The organism is Jeotgalibaca arthritidis (genome assembly GCF_011100465.1).
Taxonomy (GTDB): domain Bacteria; phylum Bacillota; class Bacilli; order Lactobacillales; family Aerococcaceae; genus Jeotgalibaca; species Jeotgalibaca arthritidis.
Genome location: NZ_CP049740.1, coordinates 688960 through 708056, shown reverse-complemented (window position 1 = coordinate 708056; position 19097 = coordinate 688960). Strand labels below are relative to the sequence as shown.

The window sequence follows — 19097 nt, the reverse complement described above, 5'->3', positions numbered from 1 at the left end:
CGTGTTAAAATAATGGACAAAGACTAAATAAGTTAAAGAGGATAAATGATGAAAAACTATTTTAGAGCCGTATTTTTGTTGTTATTTTTAGCAATGGGGTTTACTTATTACCATGATCAAAAAGAAAGTCAGCCAGTCGTTTCTGTTATTAAAAATAGTAAAGGTGAGCCAACCATTAGTCGTATTGATGTCATTCCAAGTCGAGATGAACAAGCTACATCTGTCGATTTAGTGCGGACGAGTGATGTGCCTTTATTTTTACAAACAGCAAATGAATGGAAAGATATTTCTTACGGCAGTGACGGCGATAGAAATATAGCTGAAAATGGTTGTGCTATTGTCACGCTAGCGATGGTAGGCAATTATTATGGCCTAGAATCCACACCCTCAACGATTAAAGATTGGGCGCAAGAAGACTATTATGTTGAAGGTGCGGGAACAAGCTGGGAAATTTTCGGTGACTTTGCCCTAGAACATGACCTTGAATTCTTGAATCTCGGTAATGATATAGAATGGGCCAAAGAAGAATTAGCAGAAGGGCACTTAGTCGTGGTGTCTGTTGATGTCAGCCAGTTTACAGAAGTCGGCCACATTATGTTGCTAACAGGAGTTAAAGATAATCAATTCAGTTTAAACGATCCGAATGATGATGAAGAAACAAAGTTCCATAATTATAATTGGTACGATAGTGACATTATTGAAGGTGCTGCTATTAACTATTGGTCGTACTCGCTCTAAATTGTAAACTAGTAATAACATCATCATCGCTGAGTTGTTTAAACTGTTCATAATAAGCACTGACAGCCCCTAAGTAATGGCGTGTGCGTTCCACAGTAACCACCTCTTGAATTGCTTGCTCCAATTTTTGAGCCATGAATTCAGGGATGACAGGAATAGCCACGACAATTGCTTTTGGGTTTTTCTTTTTAATATCATCGATAGCCGCAAGCATGGTGTAGCCAGTAGCGATGCCATCATCAACAAGAATAGCAGTTTTACCAATTAAAGACGGATAATCGTCCTGTTTTTTATATTTAAGTCGCCTTCTTTTAATTTCATTTTTTAGTTTAGCTTCTTCATACATCAGCCAGTCATCGTCTACCTTCATAATTTCAGAAGGATTATAAATGGCCTTGCCATTTTCAGAGATTGCTCCAATGGCATATTCGGAGTTAAAAGGATGACCAATTTTGCGAGTAATGATGAGTTCTAGAGGCGCAGAAAGATAATGAGCAATTTCATTCGCAATTGGCAAACCACCTCGAGGTAAGGCATAAACAACAACATCTTGATGCTGGTAGTGGGACAGCTTAGTTGCTAGCTGGCTACCCGCATCCTGTCGATCATAAAAAATAACCATAAGACAACACCCTTTCTATTTTTTTGAATGCGTTTTCTACCTTTATCATACCACGAAAACTGCAAAAGAGTACAATGAGAAAGAGTCAGTAAGACTATAACAGTATTCAAAACAGATTCAAAAAATAAAAAATAAGTAATAGAAGCAAATAAAAGGAATCATAGCCGGTAAATATGGTAATATATAGATTGACCATTATGACAGAAAATATAAAATAAGAAACAGTAAGGAGGCATAAGCATGGAGACAATTGTACCTGAGGAAACCGTTAATCATATTGAAGAAGATGAGTCTGGCAAGATGACCCCTCAGCAATTAGAAGATCGATTGCGTGGTATGGAGTACAATATTAAACATAATATGGCATTGAGTAGTGGACCTGTTTTGCGAGAAGCTTATCAACAATACCCAGACCATCCTCAGGTCAATTACTTGATGGGGCTTAGTTATTATCGTAAGCACGACTACCACAAAGCCTTTGCTTATGTTCAAAAAGCAGTTGAAACCAATCCTGAAGCAGATGCTTATTTAGTTTTGTTAGCGCAGCTTTATTTAAAAAAGAATTTTACAGAAGAAGCCAATCAATATGCAAACCGTGCTTATGAACTCAACCAACGCAATTGGGAAGCAGCCCGTATTTTGTCCCAGCTTGCCTTTGAAAGAAATCAATTAGACCAAGCGTTAGATTTGTTGGCTGTTGTTTTAGAACGCCAGCCGAAACATTATGCTTCTTACCGCCTGCGGACTAAGATTTACTTACAACAGGAAAAACCATTAGAGGATATTTTGCAGTCGATTGATGAGTCAGAAAAGCATGGTTATGACGATGATATAGAATATGACCGTGTTTATGCTCATTATATTCATGGTGATTTTGAAGAGTGTCGTACGATTTTTGAAAACTTAAAACGGACTCGCCCATTGTCGCATAGTACGGCTAGGGTAGAGTCATTAATTGATAGTATGCAGCCAAAACGTAGTAAGCGTGCGGGGATGACTAATCCATTCGGACTAGAGCCAGCCCAACCTTACAAAAAAACGCGTCCAGTTCTTGAAGATGCTTTAGATGAATTGAATCAGTTAGTAGGACTGGATGAAGTAAAGGAAACCATTAATCGGATTGTTAAGTTGATGGAATATGACAAGCGCCGTGCTTATATGTTATCGATTGAAAAGAGTGAACAGCCTAGCTACCACTTTGCTTTTTCTGGAAATCCAGGAACAGGAAAGACAACAGTCGCTCGAATTTTAGGAGACATTTTCCATTCTCTTGGGATTTTGGAAAAAGGTCAATTGATTGAAGTAGATCGTTCTGATTTAGTAGGTGGCTATATGGGACAAACTGCTCAAAAAACGCGCGAAATGATTGAAGCGGCTAAGGGCGGTGTTCTCTTTATTGACGAAGCGTATTCCCTATCGCCAGCAAATGGTGACCACGGTGATTATGGATCGGAAGCCATTGAAGTTTTGATTAAGGCAATGGAAGACTATCGGAATGACTTTATCGTAATTTTAGCTGGCTATGATGCGGGGATGAAGGACTTGTTGAAGTCTAATCCGGGATTGTCTAGCCGAATTAATATGCAGATTAATTTTGATGATTTTTCTGACCGAGAGTTGTTGGAAATCGCTACAGATCAAGCTAGAGCTAACCATTACACGCTGACAGAAGAAGCTGAAAAAGCCTTCCTAGTTAAAATAAACCAAGAAAAGGTTCTCCCTCAATTTGCAAATGCGCGAGTGGTTCGTAATGTGATGGAGTCAGCTATGCGTGAACGAGCTTATCGTTTGAGTGAGCAGAAACTGACTGAGGAAGACTTAGTGATTTTAGAGCCACTTGACTTTGGCATTAATCCAGACCAACTTTTTGGTGATGATATGAAAGATTTAATGGATGAGCTGCAGAGTTTAGTTGGCTTGGCTGATGTCAAAGAGCAAGTTCGCTCGATTATCAATTACGTTCGAGCTGAAAAACGCCGTGAAGAAATGGGTTATGGAACGAACGACTTGGCCCTCCATATGGTCTTTACCGGCCGACCAGGGACAGGGAAAACAACGATCGCCCGATTAATTAGTCAAATTTTAAAATCCATTGGCGTATTGAAGCGCGGCCATATGATTGAGGTAACGCGCGATGACTTAGTTGGCCAATACATCGGTCAGACCGGCCCTAAAACACTGGAGAAAATTAAAGAAGCTTACGGTGGCGTTCTCTTTATCGATGAAGCATACGCACTTTATTCCGGTTCTGAAAATGATTTCGGTTATGAGGCAATCAGTACTTTGATTAAAGAGATGGAAGACAACCGTGATAAGTTAGTTGTGATTATGGCAGGCTATTCGCATGAGATGGCCCAAATGCTGAATATGAATTCTGGTATTCGCAGCCGTGTTTCTTATACGATTGATTTCCCCGACTACGACAGTAAAGAGCTGACGGAGATTTTTGAAGCAGGCGCTCACCAACAAGGTTTTGTGTTAACGGATGATGCGAAAGAAACCATTCAAGCTGTTTTTGAAAAAGAGTTCCAAAAACGAGATAGCCACTTCGGAAATGCTCGCTTTGCCAGAAGTTTATTTGAAAAAACAAAGCTGCAACAGAGTAATCGCTTGGCTCTTGATGACGAAGCTGATTTATTTGTTATTGTTGCTGAAGATATTGAAAAAGCATAATTATTGAAACAGGCTCCAGAAGGGTTTTATACCTTTTGGAGCCTATTTATGTCGACTGACCGTTCATTTTTAAGCCCACTCGACATAAAATCAGCTAAATGTGTCGAGTGGGCGTTTTATTTCGCACCACTCAGCATAAAACCGCTAAAATCTGTCGACTGAGGAAAATTTTAAGTCTTACTCGACAGTCTTGGCCATCAATCACTTATTTTGTCGCCAAATAATAAGGGCTGAGCAGGCGGAAGCCTTCTAAAATAGCTGTTACGAGAGACTCTTGATCGGAATAGGATGATAGCTTTGGAATATCAACCTTGACTAAGACCTTACGTACCGTTTTATCGGCTACAGCTTCTTGCAAAAAGAGACGGTTTTCTTCAGTCGCCTTGTAGCGGCTGCTGACACCATTCGATTGGGCGAGATAGTAGAGTGGTGCTTGAATCGGCACAGCTAATACTTGATTTTGTCGGACGATGGTTTCTGGAACGACGCCTCTTTCAATAAAACTAACTTCTACTGAAATCCCCAAGCCATCATCTAACGTGATAAGGCGAATAGCGAAATGCGGATCGTGTTTACTTTCCTCTTCCCTTTTAAAGTAGCACCAAAAATGAGGCCGCCCAATTTGAGCCTGATTCATCCAGCCACTCACTTTCTGCATATGAAAATCTTGAAGGGACTGATCAACTGATTGGGCTAATTCGGTGAAAGCTTGACGAGCAGTTTGTCCGTCTTTTTTAAATGTTTCCATGATGTCTTTTTCTTCGCCTGCCTTTGCTGGCGCGATATATTTTTGACCGTGATAATTTAAAAAATGCTCGAGAGCGGCAATTTGAAATGGCATTTACACTCAACTCCTTTTTCTTATTATAGGAGAGGGAGCTTGGAAATGACAAACTTAATTTTTAATGAAGAAGTTAAGCGACCGCTTGCAAGGGGTTCGATGGTCACTTATCATGGAGGTATTAAATGAAAATGAGGTCTTAGTATGTTAGAAAAATGGTGGCACCAATCTGTGGTGTATCAAATTTACCCCCGAAGCTTTCAAGACAGTAATCATGATGGTATTGGCGATATAAGAGGAATTATTTCCCGTTTAGATTATTTAAAAGAACTAGGAATTGACGTCATTTGGCTGAGTCCTGTTTACCAATCACCTAATGATGATAATGGTTATGATATCAGTGATTACCAAGCCATTCATCCCGACTTTGGCACGATGGCGGATATGGATGATTTAATCGAACAAGCCAAAGAACGCGGTATTCGTATCGTGATGGATTTAGTGGTTAATCATACATCTGACGAGCACAAGTGGTTTGTCGAAGCTAGAAAAAATAAGGACAATCCTTACCGCGACTACTACGTTTGGCGCGACCCCGTTGACGAAAAAGAACCAAACGGCATGCGGTCAACATTTAGCGGTCCTGCCTGGGAATTTGACGAAGAAACGGGCCAATATTATTTGCATTTATTTAGTAAAAAGCAACCCGACTTGAATTGGGAAAATGAAGCCGTTCGCCGAGAAGTTTACGACATGATGAATTTTTGGATTGATAAAGGAATTGGTGGCTTCCGTATGGATGTCATTGACCTCATCGGAAAAATACCCGATCAAGAAATTACAGGTAATGGGCCAAAACTCCATGATTATTTGCAGGAGATGAACCAACAAACCTTTGGAGCTGCAGATTTATTAACGGTTGGCGAAACATGGGGGGCAACTCCTGAGATTGCCAAAGCTTACTCCCATCCTGACCGTCATGAACTGTCTATGGTCTTTCAATTTGAGCACGTTGGCTTAGACCAGCAGGAAGGTAAAGACAAGTGGGATCTGAAAGCCTTATCGATTCCGAAACTAAAAGCAGTGCTTTCCAAATGGCAAGTATCGCTCGGTGAGGAAGGGTGGAATAGCTTGTTTTGGAACAACCATGACCTGCCGCGGATTGTGTCGCGTTGGGGAAATGATGGCGAATACCGCCGTCAAAGTGCCAAGATGTTTGCGATTTTGCTGCATATGATGAAGGGGACGCCCTATATTTATCAAGGTGAGGAAATTGGAATGACTAATTATCCAATCGCTGATATTTCTGAAGCCGACGATATTGAAACGATCAATATGTATCATGAACGCCTTGCGGAAGGTTATTCAAAAGAGAGCTTGTTGGCATCTATTAATGCCAAGGGTCGCGATAATGCGCGCCGCCCTGTGCAATGGGATAGCAGCAACCAAGCTGGATTCACAAATGGCACGCCATGGCTGGCGGTTCATCCCAATTATCAAACCATTAATGTGGCTGATAGTTTAGCCGATGAGGATTCTATTTTCTATACGTATCAAAAACTGATTCAGCTGCGTAAAGAACATCCAATTATCGTTTATGGGAGCTATACTTTGTTACTGGAAGAAGATCCAGTTATTTTTGCTTACTTGAGAGAGTATGAAGGGAAACGGTGGTTGGTGTGTGCCAACTTTAGTGAAGAGGTTCAAAAGCTACAACTAGAAGTGGATGAAACAGAGTCGAAACCGATTATTCAAAATTATCAACGCGACTTTTATGACCTTTCGGAGCTAGTTTTAGAACCGTATGAGACATTTGTAGTCGAATTAGACTAAGAGAGTGAATAGAAAGTTGAAAAATCGTTTCTATTCACTCGAAACGACAAAAGGCACACCGAAAGTTAATCGGTGCGCCTTTTGTCGTTTTATTTTTCGATACCAGCAATACCAAATGCAGCTGGGCCGCAGTGGCAGCTAATGACGCAACCGGCTTGAACCCAGTCAAAGTGGGGGAAGCCACGTGCGATAAGTGATGCTTCGACAGCTTCTTTAATGCTATCATCTAGCCCAATAGAATAAATCAGATAAAGTTGGCTATTATCTAATTGATAACGAGTAAAATAATCATCGAGTAAATCGTTAACAGCTCGTAACATTTTACCGCGATATTTTTTAGTGGATACCAATTTGCCATCGACTAACTCGATTAATGGCTTGATTTTTAAGAGCTGCGCACCTAAGTATTGGGCGTTCGATACTCGTCCGCCGGCACGCAAATACTCTAGTTGACCAGGTAGAAAGCTTAATCGTGTCTTGGCAACCGTTTGCTCGATGGCAGTGATGAAGTCCTCGAGGGATATGTCCGGCTTTTCTTCTAATAATTTTGCTGCGTAGAGAACGACTGCTCCTAAACCGGCAGTAACGTTTAAGGCATCAATAAAATGAATGTTTTCAAATTCCTCTCCTGCGGTCAAAGCATTTTGGAATGAGGATGATGCTTTAGACGTGTAGCCAATATGAACGATGGTAGCATCAGGATGTTCTTGGCGAATCTCGCTGAACAATGCCTCATATTCATTGGGGTTGGTCGAAGTTGTTGACGGGATTTTTTTCGTTTTGTCGTAATAGTCAAAAATATCAGTGACTGGGAAATGGCCATCCTTGTAGTCGATGTCATCCATAATCACATGCATGGGAACAACGCGAATCGGGTAATGCTTGATAAGTGATTCTGATAAATCTGCACCACTTTCGGTGGTAAGAATAATGTTACGCATAATGTCTCCTTTGGCTATTAAGCCGATGTTTTTTTAAATCATACCATTCTTTTTTGTGCTATAGTAGTAAAGATTAGAGCAAGTGATAAGGAGTTTTTAAATCATGACAAAATCATTAGTTTTAGCTGAAAAACCCTCTGTTGCTAGAGATATTGCAAAGGTTTTAAACTGCAATAAGCAGGGTAACGGCTTTTTAGAAGGGCCACAATACGTGGTGACTTGGGCGCTTGGTCATTTGGTGACGCTAGCCGAGCCTGAACACTACGATCAAAAATACAAAACATGGCAGCTAAATGACTTGCCGATGCTTCCTAAAGACTTAGAATTGACGGTTATTCGTCAAACCAATAAACAGTTTCAAGCTGTCAAAAAGCAACTGCAACGTCAAGATATTACGCAAATCATTATCGCAACGGATGCCGGCCGTGAAGGGGAATTGGTTGCACGCTGGATTCTTGAAAAAGCAAAAGTTCGTAAACCCATCAAGCGTTTGTGGATTTCCTCGGTTACTGATAAAGCCATTAAAGAAGGCTTTAGCCGTTTGAAACCAGGTAAAGACTACGACAATCTTTATCAATCAGCTGTTGCGCGTTCAGAAGCAGACTGGTATGTGGGCTTGAATGCAACGCGCGCGTTGACGACTAAGTTCAATGCCCAACTCAATGCTGGCCGTGTGCAAACGCCAGTCGTTGCAATGATTGCCAAACGCGAAGAAGACATCAATCAATTCAAACCGAAAACCTATTATGGAATCAAAGCTGTTACAGAAGACGGTATGACCTTAATTTGGCGAGACAGCCAAACGAAACAAACCCGCTCCTTTGACCGTGAAAAAGTAGAGAAGTTAGTTCAGAAAATTGGTCAACAGCCACTAACCGTTTCGGCTGTCACGAGAAAAGAAAAGAAAAGTTACTCGCCAGGTCTCTATGACTTGACCGAATTACAGCGTGACGCCAACCGTTTATTTGGCTATTCGGCTAAAGAAACGCTGACAACCATGCAGAGTTTGTATGAGCGCCATAAAGTATTGACTTACCCAAGAACCGATTCGCGCTATTTATCAACGGATATTGTTGCGACCATTCCTGACCGTTTAAGAACGATTGCCACTCCGCAGTACCGCAGTCTAGCAAACAAGGTCATGAGTAAGCCGATTAAAGCCAATTCGTCCTTTGTTGACGATAAAAAAGTATCCGACCACCATGCGATTATTCCAACTGAACAATCGATTCCTTTGCAAAAATTGTCAGACCGCGAGCGTAAAATTTATGACCTAGTCGTGAAACGCTTTATCGCAGTCATGCTGCCACCGGAAATTTGGGAACAGGTGACCATCGAAGCAGAGAGCAGTGGTCAACAGTTTATCGCCAAAGGGAAAACCGTTCTGCAAGCTGGTTGGCGAGAAGTCTATGATAACCAAGCCGATGATAACTCTGACGACGAAGATATCAAAGAACAAGTTCTACCTAAAATTGAAAAAGGAAACACACTAGCTTTATCTTATGTGTCCCAAACCAATGGTCAAACCAAGCCACCAGCACCATTTACGGAAGCCACACTCTTATCGGCTATGGAAAATCCAACCCAGTATATGGCGTCTAATGACAAAAAAATCAGCCAAACGCTGAAAGAAACAGGCGGATTAGGAACTGTAGCAACGCGGGCGGATATCATCGACAAGCTATTTAGTTCCTTTATGATTGAAAAAAGAGGAACAGGAATCCATACAACCGGAAAAGGGCGCCAACTATTGGAGCTTGTACCAGCAGATTTAAAGTCAGCTGAACTAACGGGCGAATGGGAATTGAAACTAGAAAAAATTGCTAAAGGGCAGTTGAAAAAAGATAGCTTTATCAATGAGATGAAAGACTATGCCAAAGCAATTGTTTCTGAAATTAAAGCCAGTGATGCTAACTTTAAACATGATAACCTCACTCATAAGCTATGCCCAGACTGTGGCAAGCCTATGCTAGAAGTCAATGGCAAGCGTGGAAAAATGTTAGTTTGCCAAGACCGTGAATGCGGCCATCGCAAGAGCCTCTCTCGATTGACCAATGCCAGATGTCCTGTTTGTCACAAAAAACTGGAAATGGTTGGTGAAGGAGACGGTCAGATGTTTGTCTGCAAGTGTGGTCACCGTGAGAAGCTGTCTGCCTTCCAAGAACGCCGGAAACATTCAGGTGGTAAAAAAGCAGATAAGCGTGATGTGCAAAAATATCTGAAAAACCAGCAAAAAGATGAACCAGTCAACAACGCTATGTTTGAAGCCTTGAAAAAACTACAATTAGATGACTAACTGAAAAGCATTTGGACTAGCAGTCCAAATGCTTTTTTGTCCAAGCGTGTAAGATACAGCGCTCAAATTATTTCTGTACGGTACATTCAGTCATATTTTTACTACTAACACTCTCTTTAAACAGGTACAATAGAATTAAAATGACTGAAAGGTGGTGCAATCATGGACTTACATCATTTTTTGGAAATGATTATTCCAACTCTAGTAAGTATGATTGAAATTGTAGGTGTGTTAGTTGTTGTTTACGGTGTAGGTCGCTCTATTTTGCTATTTATACTGGCAGGTGGGGACTTGATGGTCAGTGATCCTAAACTGGATTTGGCCAAAGCTCTCGCTTACAGCTTGGAATTTAAACTGGCAGCCGAAATTCTAAAATCAGTTGTGGTTCATACCCTAGATGAATTTATTAATTTGGCGGCGATTGTCTTTTTACGTGTTATTCTAACGTTTGTGATTCATTGGGAAATCGAATCCAGCGAAAAAAGTGCTGCTATTGAGCACAAAAATCTAGGCCAGCGCTTCAAAAAGAAAGGGAATTAAGTGTGCGAGTTGATAAAGTATTAGAAGAAAGGCAAATCGGGTCACGCAAAACGGTCAAGCGTCTGATCCAGCAAAAACGCGTTAAAGTAGATGGTATTGCCATCACAAATGGGAGTTTCAACGTTGAACAAGCCATTCACCAATTGACTGTGGATGATGATCTCATCGCGATTCCGCCACATCGTTATTTTATGTTGCATAAACCAAATGGTGTTGTGACTGCTAAAACAGATGCCAATTGCCAGACCATCTTTGACCTCATCGCGGATGACGACCAAAACGATCAGCTCTACCCGGTTGGACGACTAGACCGTGATACTGAAGGCCTGTTATTGATTACCGACAACGGACAGCTCGGCTATCAGCTACTCTTACCCGATAAAAAAGTCGAGAAAGTTTACGAAGCCACCATTAACGACATCGTAACCGAAGCTGACATTACAGCTTTCGCGGAAGGCATAGTCTTTATAGGTGGCGAAAAATGTCTGCCAGCCAAACTTGAAATTTTGAGTGATCACGGCATTCACAGTCAAGTCCGTGTTACCATCCAAGAAGGCAAATTCCACCAAGTGAAAAAAATGTTTCTCGCTTGCGGGAAAAAGCTTGTTTACTTAAAACGAGTCGAAATGGGACCACTTGTGCTCGACCCACATTTAAGAGCCGGCGAATATCGCCCATTAACGACAAACGAACTTCTCGCATTAAAACCCTATTTTCGCTACAAAACAACATAAAAAGGATGCTGAGACAAAATCCCAGCATCCTTTTTTATTCCTCTTCTTTTTCACTAGTCTCTTCAGACTCATCAGCAATCACATTACCGTTAGCATCTGTTTGAACCGTGTCGCCAGCTAAGTCAGGATCAATCACATAAGGACCGTCCGCCATAGCATAGTAGCGGTTGTAACGTTTTTTGAACTTCTCAAAGAAGTATTCGAGCAACACTTTAATAATCGCGAACAAAGGTACACCTAAAATCATTCCAACAATACCTAACAAATTACCCATGATGAGTAAGACAATGATAATCGTCAATGGATGCATCTTCAATGTTTTACCCATAATACTTGGTTCGATGACATTACCTTGAATGAATTGTGCAATCACCCAAACAATGGCCATCTTGAGTAACATAAAAGGTGAGGTAAAGGCTGCTACAATTAAAGCAGGTATGATCCCAATTGTTGCTCCGATATAAGGGATAATCGCCGTTACAGTTGCAATAATAGCTAATACAAAGGCGTAATCTAATCCGATAATCAAATATCCGGCTAAGAGCAAGACGCCTAAACTTAATGCTACTAATGATTCACCGACAATATATGACCCCACCACATTTGTCATACGGTTAGATAGGACAGTCACATCATGACGGAAAACGGGAGGCAGGTATGACATCACAAAGGGATGGAATTTACCACGTTCTGATAGCATAAAGAATAGAATGATCGGGAAAGTCACAATGACAACAAAGACATTGGAAATCGTTGAGAAGACATTAACAATTTTTTGTGATGAATTACTAACCCAATCCCAGATCATGGATGGAATGTCGCCGACAATACTATTGAGGTTTTCAACACCATCATCGTAGTAGGATTCAAAAATACTACCTGATGCAAAATTTTCTATATTTTTAGTTAAAGCATCAATATAGTCGGGAAAATCACCCACAAAATTAGTAATTTGATCAACTAAAATAGGAACTAGTAAAATAAGTCCATAGGCCAATAATAAAATAAAGGCCACAAAGACAATGGCTGTTCCAATAGTTCGATTGAGTCCTTTTTTTTCTAGCCAAGTGACGAGTGGATTAAGAATATGGAAAAAGACGACTGCTAAAATAATGGGCGCAATAATCGTAGAGAAAACCACTTGAAGCGGGCGGAAAATAAATGATATATGATTAAAAATCATAATCAAAACGCCAAGCATAATAAGTGCAGCAAATGTAAAGATGAGCTTTTTCCCACCCCAAAATTTGATGAAGCGCATATCGTCTTTTTCAGATTGAATCCTATCACGATTTTTTTCCATAAAAGACACCTCTTTTTTATATAATGATACTGTTAGTTTAACATAGTCCCTCTAAAAACTTCTCATCCCAAGGTCGCAGATATCGCCTAAACATCAAAAATAACATACAATAGTGAGAAAGGAGTTGTATAAAATGAGCTATTCTATTTATACCCGAACAGGGGACAAAGGAAAAACAAGAATTGGTGGCGGAAAAGCTGTTGAAAAAAACCACGCGCGTATCCATGCGTTTGGTGAGGTCGATCATATTAATTCATGGTGTGGTGTTCTAGAAGCGAAACTAAGCCAAGATGACCAAGCTACCGATATACAATCGGATATTCGGACCATCCAACAATTTTTATTTGACTGTACGTCAGATTTATCCGTACCAAGAGGTCACCGAGAAGACAAGATTACAGCAAGTCATATTGAGTGGTTAGAAGGGTTGATTGATCGCTACAGCACTGAACCACCAGAAACTATGTACTTTATTATTCCGGGTGGAACCGAAGCATCATCGTGGGCACATGTTCTAAGAACCACTACCCGCAATGCCGAACGTGTTATTGTAACCTTTATGCAAGATGAGCCCAATGAAGTTAATCACTTTGTTTTAACCTTTATTAACCGTCTGTCCGATTACTTTTTTGTCATCGCTCGTGTATTGAATGTCCGCCACGATCAAGTGGATGTTCCCTACGAACGCAGCGAAAAAGTATTCCACGTTTCCAAAGAAACAAGAGATGCAGAAAAAGACTAATTGACCATATCGTTAGTCATTTCCAACTATTATTGCTACAATTTTCATGTAACAGTGAAGCAAACGAATAGGAGGAAACGACATGACGGATAAAGAAAAAGACATCATTGAAACAGAAGAGCCGAAAAAAGGGTACTTCCAAGACGATGACAGTCACGCTATGAGTCCCGAAGAACAAATCGACAATCCTTATTACCGAGCTGCTAACAAGTTAGAGGGGAAGGTTGCTGTGATTACCGGTGCTGATAGCGGGATTGGTGCAGCAGCAGCGGTTGCCTTCGCCAAAGAAGGAGCGAAGTTAGTCCTCACTGATTTAGATAATGAGGCCGATGCAGAGAAAACACGCCAGCTATGCGAAAAATATGGAGCGGAAGTCTTGTGGCTAACGGGTGACGTTGGTGATGAAGCATTTGCAGCTGAGATTGTCAGTCGTACTGTTGAACATTTTGGCGATATCGATATTTTAGTCAACAATGCTGCCCAACAACTAGAGCAAGAATCAATTTTGGATATTAGCGCAGCCCAGTTAGACCGAACATTCCGTACCAATATATTTGCCATGTTTTATTTAGTGAAGGCGGCCTTTAAGCATTTGGCTAAGGGCGCAAGCATCATCAATACAGCATCCATTACTGCCTACCGTGGATCGCCCAAGCTGCTTGACTACGCATCTACAAAAGGTGCCATCGTTGCCTTTACCCGGTCGCTAGCCCTTAACGATGAGATTACTGAACGTAAAATCCGCGTTAATGCCGTAGCACCAGGCCCAATTTGGACACCACTTATTCCAGCGACAGTTGGTCGTACGAAAGAGGAACACGGTGGCAGCCAGCCACTAGGTCGTGCCGGCGAATCGTACGAGTGTGCGCCAGCCTATGTTTACCTAGCAAGCGATGATTCCAGTTATGTGACTGGTCAAACCATCCACATTAACGGCGGCGAAGTCGTTAATGGCTAAAAAAAGATGCAGTAGAAATCGAATGACTGATTTCTACTGCATCTTTTTTTATTTCTTCAAAACAACATGCAAGGCTTCGATAATATCGGATGCCATCATGCTGTATTCATTTTTTTCTTTAGCAGCTTGATCGCCAGCTAAACCATGGATATAAACGGCTAGTTTGGCTGCTTCAAATGGTTCTAAACCTTGAGCAAGCAAGCCAGCAATAATACCTGTTAAAACATCACCACTGCCAGCGGTTGCCATACCGCTATTACCTGAATCATTGATATAACGTTCATGATCATGGGTCACAATCGTTCGGGCATCTTTAATCGCATAAATCAGATTAGAATCCTTCGCACACTGGTCAGCTGTTGTTAATAAACTGTCTTGTAAGTCAGATACGCTTCGATCCATTAAACGAGCAAGCTCTTTTAAGTGCGGTGTAATAATAGATTGGGCGGGCAATGTATTTGAGAACTCATTTAAACGCACACAAGTATTGTTGCGCAATAATGGGAACGTATCGTAGTAATTCGAAATCACATTAATCGCATCTGCATCAAAAACAACGGGATTTTCGACATATAAGGTAACTAAGTCAAGCAGTTGATGACTTGTTTCTTGAATGCCAATCCCTGGTCCAATCACGATGGTATCAGAGCGCAAGATGGCTTCTTTGATTTTATTTTTTTCATCAACATCATCAAGCAGATCAGGATTATAAGTAGTTAAAACAGCTTCTGGAACTTGAGCTTGGATAATATTGCGGTTTGATTCAGTTGTTAATACTTCGACAAAACCTGCGCCAGTTCGGTAAGCTGCCTTAGCTGAAAGGTAAGCTGCGCCACTCATATTTTCAGAACCTGCAATGACTAAGACACGGCCAAAAGTCCCTTTATTAGAATAAGCTTTTCGACGAGGCACTTTAGCTAAATCGGATTGATCATAACTATAGTAGTGTGAGGACACAGATTCCATTGCAACGGGAGGGAAACCAATATCAGCAATGCTGACTTCGCCACAGTAGTCACTTCCAGGGAATAACAATTGCCCAATTTTACGGTAACCAAAGCTAATGGTATAGTCAGCTTGCACAGCTACTTTCATGACTGTACCATTGTCAGCCAAAATACCAGTTGGCATATCCACCGCAAAAACTAAACCTTCGTGTTCGTTTATTTTGTTTACGACGGTCATATAGTCATCACTTAGATCAGCCTGCAAGCCAATCCCAATAAGGGCATCGACAACTATCGTGTAATTACTAATATTAATTTCATCAATAGAGTCCCAAATAACCATATCTAACTTTTCAATAATTGCCATTTGTTTTGCTGTTTCTGTTGTTAATGAGGACTCTTTACCTGCAAAAAAGACATCCACTTGGTAACCTCGATTTAAAAGGATTCGGGCAATAGCCATGCCGTCACCACCGTTATTGCCGCTGCCACAAGCAACTAGGATAATGTCTTCTTGGCTAATATGGTCAGCCATATGATGAACCACTTGGTTAGCAGCATTTTCCATTAAGACCAATGACGGTATCCCAATCGTTTCAATAGCATAGTCGTCAATTTGTTTCATTTGCTGGCTATCTACAATTTTTTTCATCTACATACAACTCCTATTTTTCGTTCATTTTCATTATAACACTTGAATCCGATCAAATAAATTTATCTCCCTTTAACTTAAGAAAGGTAAAAAGAAATAGAGCCCTAAAAAGAGCTCTAGCTTAATTATTTATTAGGATTAGGTTGAAGGAGGAAGTTGCAGCTTCCATTTCAGGTTAATCAGAAAAATGTTAGGTTTGACTATATATTACTGGAAAGATGTGAAGACTTCTTGAAAGTATTGTAATAGTTTAGCGAAAGTTTGATTAAAATTTATAAAAAGTATTTTCACAAAAAAAGATAAGTTATTGTTTTAACAAAATCATTCTGTTATACTAATCAAAGCAAAGTCCTTTAAGCTGATCCAGAGAGATCAAGAAGGGTACAAATTCCATATTTGATACCACTAATAGGCCCTTTTGCGAATTTATTCAAAAAGAGAGGCATTTTTTTATGCCCAAAATTAGGAGGAAGTCATTATGGCGATTAATACAAAACCCTTATTATTAGATGTGGATGAGAAGCCACCCGTACTAAAAGGTATTTTATTGAGTTTTCAACACGTTTTTGCAATGTTTGGAGCAACAATTTTAGTTCCGTTAATTTTAGGAATGCCTGTTTCGGTTGCTTTGTTTGCAAGTGGAATCGGAACGCTTATTTATCAAATTGCGACAAAAGCGAAAGTTCCTGTTTATTTAGGCTCATCGTTTGCCTACATTACAGCGATGGCTGTAGCCATTGAACAAATGGGTGGCGACATTAGCGCTGCTCAAACAGGTGTGATTCTTGTTGGTTTCGTTTATGTGATTGCTGCCATTTTAGTTAAGTTAGTCGGAACAAAATGGATTGATACCTTATTACCACCGATTGTTATCGGACCGATGATTATGGTTATCGGTCTAGGATTAGCTAACTCTGCTGTTACTAATTCAGGCTTTGTCAGCGGGGGCGACTGGCGTAATATTTTTGTTGCAGTCGTAACTTTTCTGATTACCGCATTTGTTAACACAAAAGGAAAAGGTTTTTTTAAAATTATTCCATTCTTGTGCGGTGTTATTGGTGGTTATATCGTTGCCATGATGGTTGGTATTGTGGATTTAACACCAATTGGACAAGCAAACTGGTTTGAAATGCCACAATTTTACTTACCCTTTGAAACAGAATATTTCCAAAGCTACCGTTTATACTTTGGTCCTGAAGCCCTAGCTATTATCCCGGTTGCATTAGTAACCATTTCAGAACATATCGGTGACCACACAGTATTAAGTAAAATTTGTAACCGTCAATTTTTAAAAGAACCTGGTTTATCACGCACCTTAATTGGTGATGGCGTAGCTTCACTTGTATCAGCTACTATTGGTGGACCTGCTAATACGACTTATGGTGAGAATACAGGAGTAATTGGAATGACGCGTATCGCATCTGTATCGGTTATTCGTAACGCAGCTATCTTTGCTATGATTATGAGTTTCTTAGGTAAATTTACTGCTCTTATTTCAACCATTCCTACTGCTGTTTTAGGTGGGATGTCAATCTTGTTATACGGTGTTATCGCAAGTAACGGATTGAAAGTGTTGATTGAAGAACAAGTTGATTTTGGTAAAATTCGTAACTTAATTATTGCTAGCTCGATGTTAGTATTGGGATTAGGTGGCGCAACGCTGGATATTGGTTACCTCTCATTATCAGGAACGGCATTGAGTGCGTTGGCAGGGATAATCTTAAACCTTGTTTTACCTCATGAAGAAGACTATCAAGCAGAAGGAAAATAAATTTTGGAAAGCTGGCTCTAATGGAGCTAGCTTTTTTTGTCTTTTTTCTCCCTGTGGTACAATAGTGATAAGAAGAATCTGAAGGGATGGTTTCATGGAAAAACGCTTGAGTATTGCAATTGATATGGATGATGTGTTGTGTCAAACGACAGAACATTTGATCGAACGTTTTAACGCTCATTTTCAGCAACAACTAAGTGCAGATGACCTCGGACATATGATGAAAAAAAGCGAATTACCTAAAGAAATGACTCAGTTTGTTTTAGGCGAGTTTAATCAGCCGGGATTTGCCCGTAAATTGGAAGTCAAAGAAAATGCCGTTGAAGTTGTTCGAGCTTTAAATGATAAGTATGATGTCTATATTGCCACAGCAGCAATGGAAGTTCCTGGAACTTTTACTGATAAATATCATTGGTTAGAAGATCATTTTCCATTTCTAGATCCTCATTATTTTATTTTTTGTGGCAACAAAGAGGTTGTTCGTGCCGATTATTTAATTGATGATACAGTTAAACAGCTGCATCAATTTAAGGGGACCGGTATTTTATACACAGCTCACTTTAATCGAGGGTTGGAGACTCCCTTTAAACGAGTGGATCAATGGTCTGATGTTTACGATCATTTTATTAAGCAGTTTGACGACCGTCTAACAGAAAGGGCAAAATTTAAGTGAACCCTAATAAAAAAGTCATCAAATAGTCTTATTTTAAGCGTATAATTATTTTATAAAAGCGAACCTTAAAGGAGGGGAACACTATGCCATTATTTTTTCCAATGGACAGCACCTATATTTTGGTGATGATTGGTTTAGTTATTTCGCTTGCAGCACAAGCTTATGTGAAAAGTAGTTTTTCAAAATACAGTAAAGAATTGAGTAGAAGAGGCTATACAGCAACTCAAGCAGCGCGCTATATTCTTGAAAAATCTGACATTCATGACGTGAGCGTGGAGCGGATTGCAGGGGATCTAACAGACCATTATGATTCAAGAAATAAAGTCTTACGACTATCAGATGCGACAGCACAATCAACATCGGTTGCAGCTATTGGGGTAGCAGCTCATGAAGTGGGGCATGCTATTCAAGACCAAGAGAACTATATTCCGTTGCGTGCTCGTGCCGCTTTGGTACCAGTTGTTAATATTGGACAATCCATTTCAATGCCAATGATTTTAATTGGATTCTTTTTGAACAGTAACTCATCATACTTCTTGATTCAATTAGGATTGTTACTATTTTCATTGACCTTTATTTTTCAAGTGGTGACATTACCGGTTGAATTTAATGCTTCAAGCCGAGCGCTACGTATTTTGAGTAACGGTGGTATTTTAGAGCAAGATGAAGTACCAAAGGCTCGAAAAGTACTGAATGCAGCAGCTCTGACTTATGTTGCAGCGGCGATTATGAGTTTCTTGCAATTACTTCGTTTAGTCTTGCTATTTGGTGGCGGCAGAAGAAGAGATTAGCCTAAAAAAGCTTGAGCAATTGCTCAAGCTTTTTTTGTAGTAAAAGGGATTATAAATTAAACGCTGATAGGACGCAGTTGGTTAACGTTTTGTCTCTAGATT

16 protein-coding genes are annotated in these 19097 nt (G+C 40.2%); 11 read left to right on the top strand and 5 right to left on the bottom strand.

Annotated features, from left to right (window positions below):
- Nucleotides 1-48: 48 nt before the first annotated feature.
- A complete protein-coding gene (locus tag G7057_RS03550) occupies nucleotides 49-738 on the top strand; it encodes a C39 family peptidase (protein WP_166161403.1) in 690 nt (229 codons plus the stop codon).
- On the opposite strand, the gene G7057_RS03545 is transcribed toward G7057_RS03550, so the two are convergent.
- Nucleotides 713-1360: a phosphoribosyltransferase gene (locus tag G7057_RS03545; RefSeq protein WP_166161401.1), complete on the bottom strand. Its 648-nt coding sequence runs from the start codon at nucleotides 1358-1360 to the stop codon at nucleotides 713-715. The two genes, G7057_RS03550 and G7057_RS03545, sit on opposite strands and share 26 nt — an antisense overlap.
- 240 nt (nucleotides 1361-1600) lie before the next feature.
- Here G7057_RS03545 and G7057_RS03540 point away from each other — a divergent pair, with 240 nt between their 5' ends.
- On the top strand, nucleotides 1601-4033 hold the full coding sequence (locus tag G7057_RS03540; RefSeq protein WP_166161399.1) for an AAA family ATPase: 2433 nt from the start codon (nucleotides 1601-1603) through the stop codon (nucleotides 4031-4033).
- A 205-nt stretch (nucleotides 4034-4238) separates the two neighbouring features.
- Here G7057_RS03540 and G7057_RS03535 read toward each other — a convergent pair whose 3' ends face one another.
- The gene (locus G7057_RS03535; protein ID WP_166161397.1) at nucleotides 4239-4874 is read right to left on the bottom strand and encodes an HI_0552 family protein; all 636 of its coding nucleotides are present in this window, start codon (nucleotides 4872-4874) and stop codon (nucleotides 4239-4241) included.
- 144 nt (nucleotides 4875-5018) lie between these two features.
- Between G7057_RS03535 and G7057_RS03530 the strand changes: the two genes are divergently transcribed.
- Nucleotides 5019-6647, top strand: coding sequence for a glycoside hydrolase family 13 protein (locus tag G7057_RS03530; protein WP_166161395.1), 1629 nt, complete (start codon nucleotides 5019-5021; stop codon nucleotides 6645-6647).
- A gap of 89 nt (nucleotides 6648-6736) precedes the next feature.
- On the opposite strand, the gene G7057_RS03525 is transcribed toward G7057_RS03530, so the two are convergent.
- The gene (locus tag G7057_RS03525; RefSeq protein ID WP_166161393.1) at nucleotides 6737-7588 is read right to left on the bottom strand and encodes a DegV family protein; all 852 of its coding nucleotides are present in this window, start codon (nucleotides 7586-7588) and stop codon (nucleotides 6737-6739) included.
- Between the two features lie 103 nt (nucleotides 7589-7691).
- Between G7057_RS03525 and G7057_RS03520 the strand changes: the two genes are divergently transcribed.
- The 3 genes from G7057_RS03520 (at nucleotide 7692) to G7057_RS03510 (ending at nucleotide 11158) form a co-directional block, all read left to right on the top strand.
- Nucleotides 7692-9884, top strand: a complete 2193-nt coding sequence (locus tag G7057_RS03520) for a DNA topoisomerase III (protein WP_166161391.1) — start codon at nucleotides 7692-7694, stop codon at nucleotides 9882-9884.
- Nucleotides 9885-10046: 162 nt separating this feature from the next.
- Entirely contained in the window at nucleotides 10047-10424 is a 378-nt protein-coding gene (locus G7057_RS03515; RefSeq protein WP_166161389.1) for a DUF1622 domain-containing protein, read from the top strand.
- A gap of 2 nt (nucleotides 10425-10426) precedes the next feature.
- The gene (locus tag G7057_RS03510; protein ID WP_166161387.1) at nucleotides 10427-11158 is read left to right on the top strand and encodes a 16S rRNA pseudouridine(516) synthase; all 732 of its coding nucleotides are present in this window, start codon (nucleotides 10427-10429) and stop codon (nucleotides 11156-11158) included.
- Between the two features lie 34 nt (nucleotides 11159-11192).
- On the opposite strand, the gene G7057_RS03505 is transcribed toward G7057_RS03510, so the two are convergent.
- Nucleotides 11193-12461, bottom strand: a complete 1269-nt coding sequence (locus tag G7057_RS03505; protein ID WP_166161385.1) for an AI-2E family transporter — start codon at nucleotides 12459-12461, stop codon at nucleotides 11193-11195.
- Between the two features lie 133 nt (nucleotides 12462-12594).
- Between G7057_RS03505 and G7057_RS03500 the strand changes: the two genes are divergently transcribed.
- A complete protein-coding gene (locus G7057_RS03500; protein ID WP_166161383.1) occupies nucleotides 12595-13203 on the top strand; it encodes a cob(I)yrinic acid a,c-diamide adenosyltransferase in 609 nt (202 codons plus the stop codon).
- A gap of 82 nt (nucleotides 13204-13285) precedes the next feature.
- Nucleotides 13286-14161 (top strand): glucose 1-dehydrogenase, encoded by an 876-nt coding sequence (locus tag G7057_RS03495; RefSeq protein WP_166161381.1) that lies wholly within the window; start codon nucleotides 13286-13288, stop codon nucleotides 14159-14161.
- A gap of 48 nt (nucleotides 14162-14209) precedes the next feature.
- Here G7057_RS03495 and G7057_RS03490 read toward each other — a convergent pair whose 3' ends face one another.
- Nucleotides 14210-15760: an NAD(P)H-hydrate dehydratase gene (locus G7057_RS03490; protein ID WP_166161379.1), complete on the bottom strand. Its 1551-nt coding sequence runs from the start codon at nucleotides 15758-15760 to the stop codon at nucleotides 14210-14212.
- 478 nt (nucleotides 15761-16238) lie between these two features.
- Between G7057_RS03490 and G7057_RS03485 the strand changes: the two genes are divergently transcribed.
- The 3 genes from G7057_RS03485 to G7057_RS03475 all read left to right on the top strand — a co-directional run bounded on the left by G7057_RS03485 (nucleotide 16239) and on the right by G7057_RS03475 (nucleotide 18995).
- Nucleotides 16239-17531 carry a uracil-xanthine permease family protein gene (locus tag G7057_RS03485; RefSeq protein WP_166161377.1) on the top strand — a complete coding sequence of 431 codons (1293 nt, stop codon included), beginning with the start codon at nucleotides 16239-16241 and terminating at the stop codon, nucleotides 17529-17531.
- A gap of 94 nt (nucleotides 17532-17625) precedes the next feature.
- Nucleotides 17626-18204: a 5' nucleotidase, NT5C type gene (locus G7057_RS03480; RefSeq protein ID WP_227004643.1), complete on the top strand. Its 579-nt coding sequence runs from the start codon at nucleotides 17626-17628 to the stop codon at nucleotides 18202-18204.
- Between the two features lie 83 nt (nucleotides 18205-18287).
- Nucleotides 18288-18995: a zinc metallopeptidase gene (locus G7057_RS03475; protein ID WP_166161375.1), complete on the top strand. Its 708-nt coding sequence runs from the start codon at nucleotides 18288-18290 to the stop codon at nucleotides 18993-18995.
- Nucleotides 18996-19097: the final 102 nt, after the last annotated feature.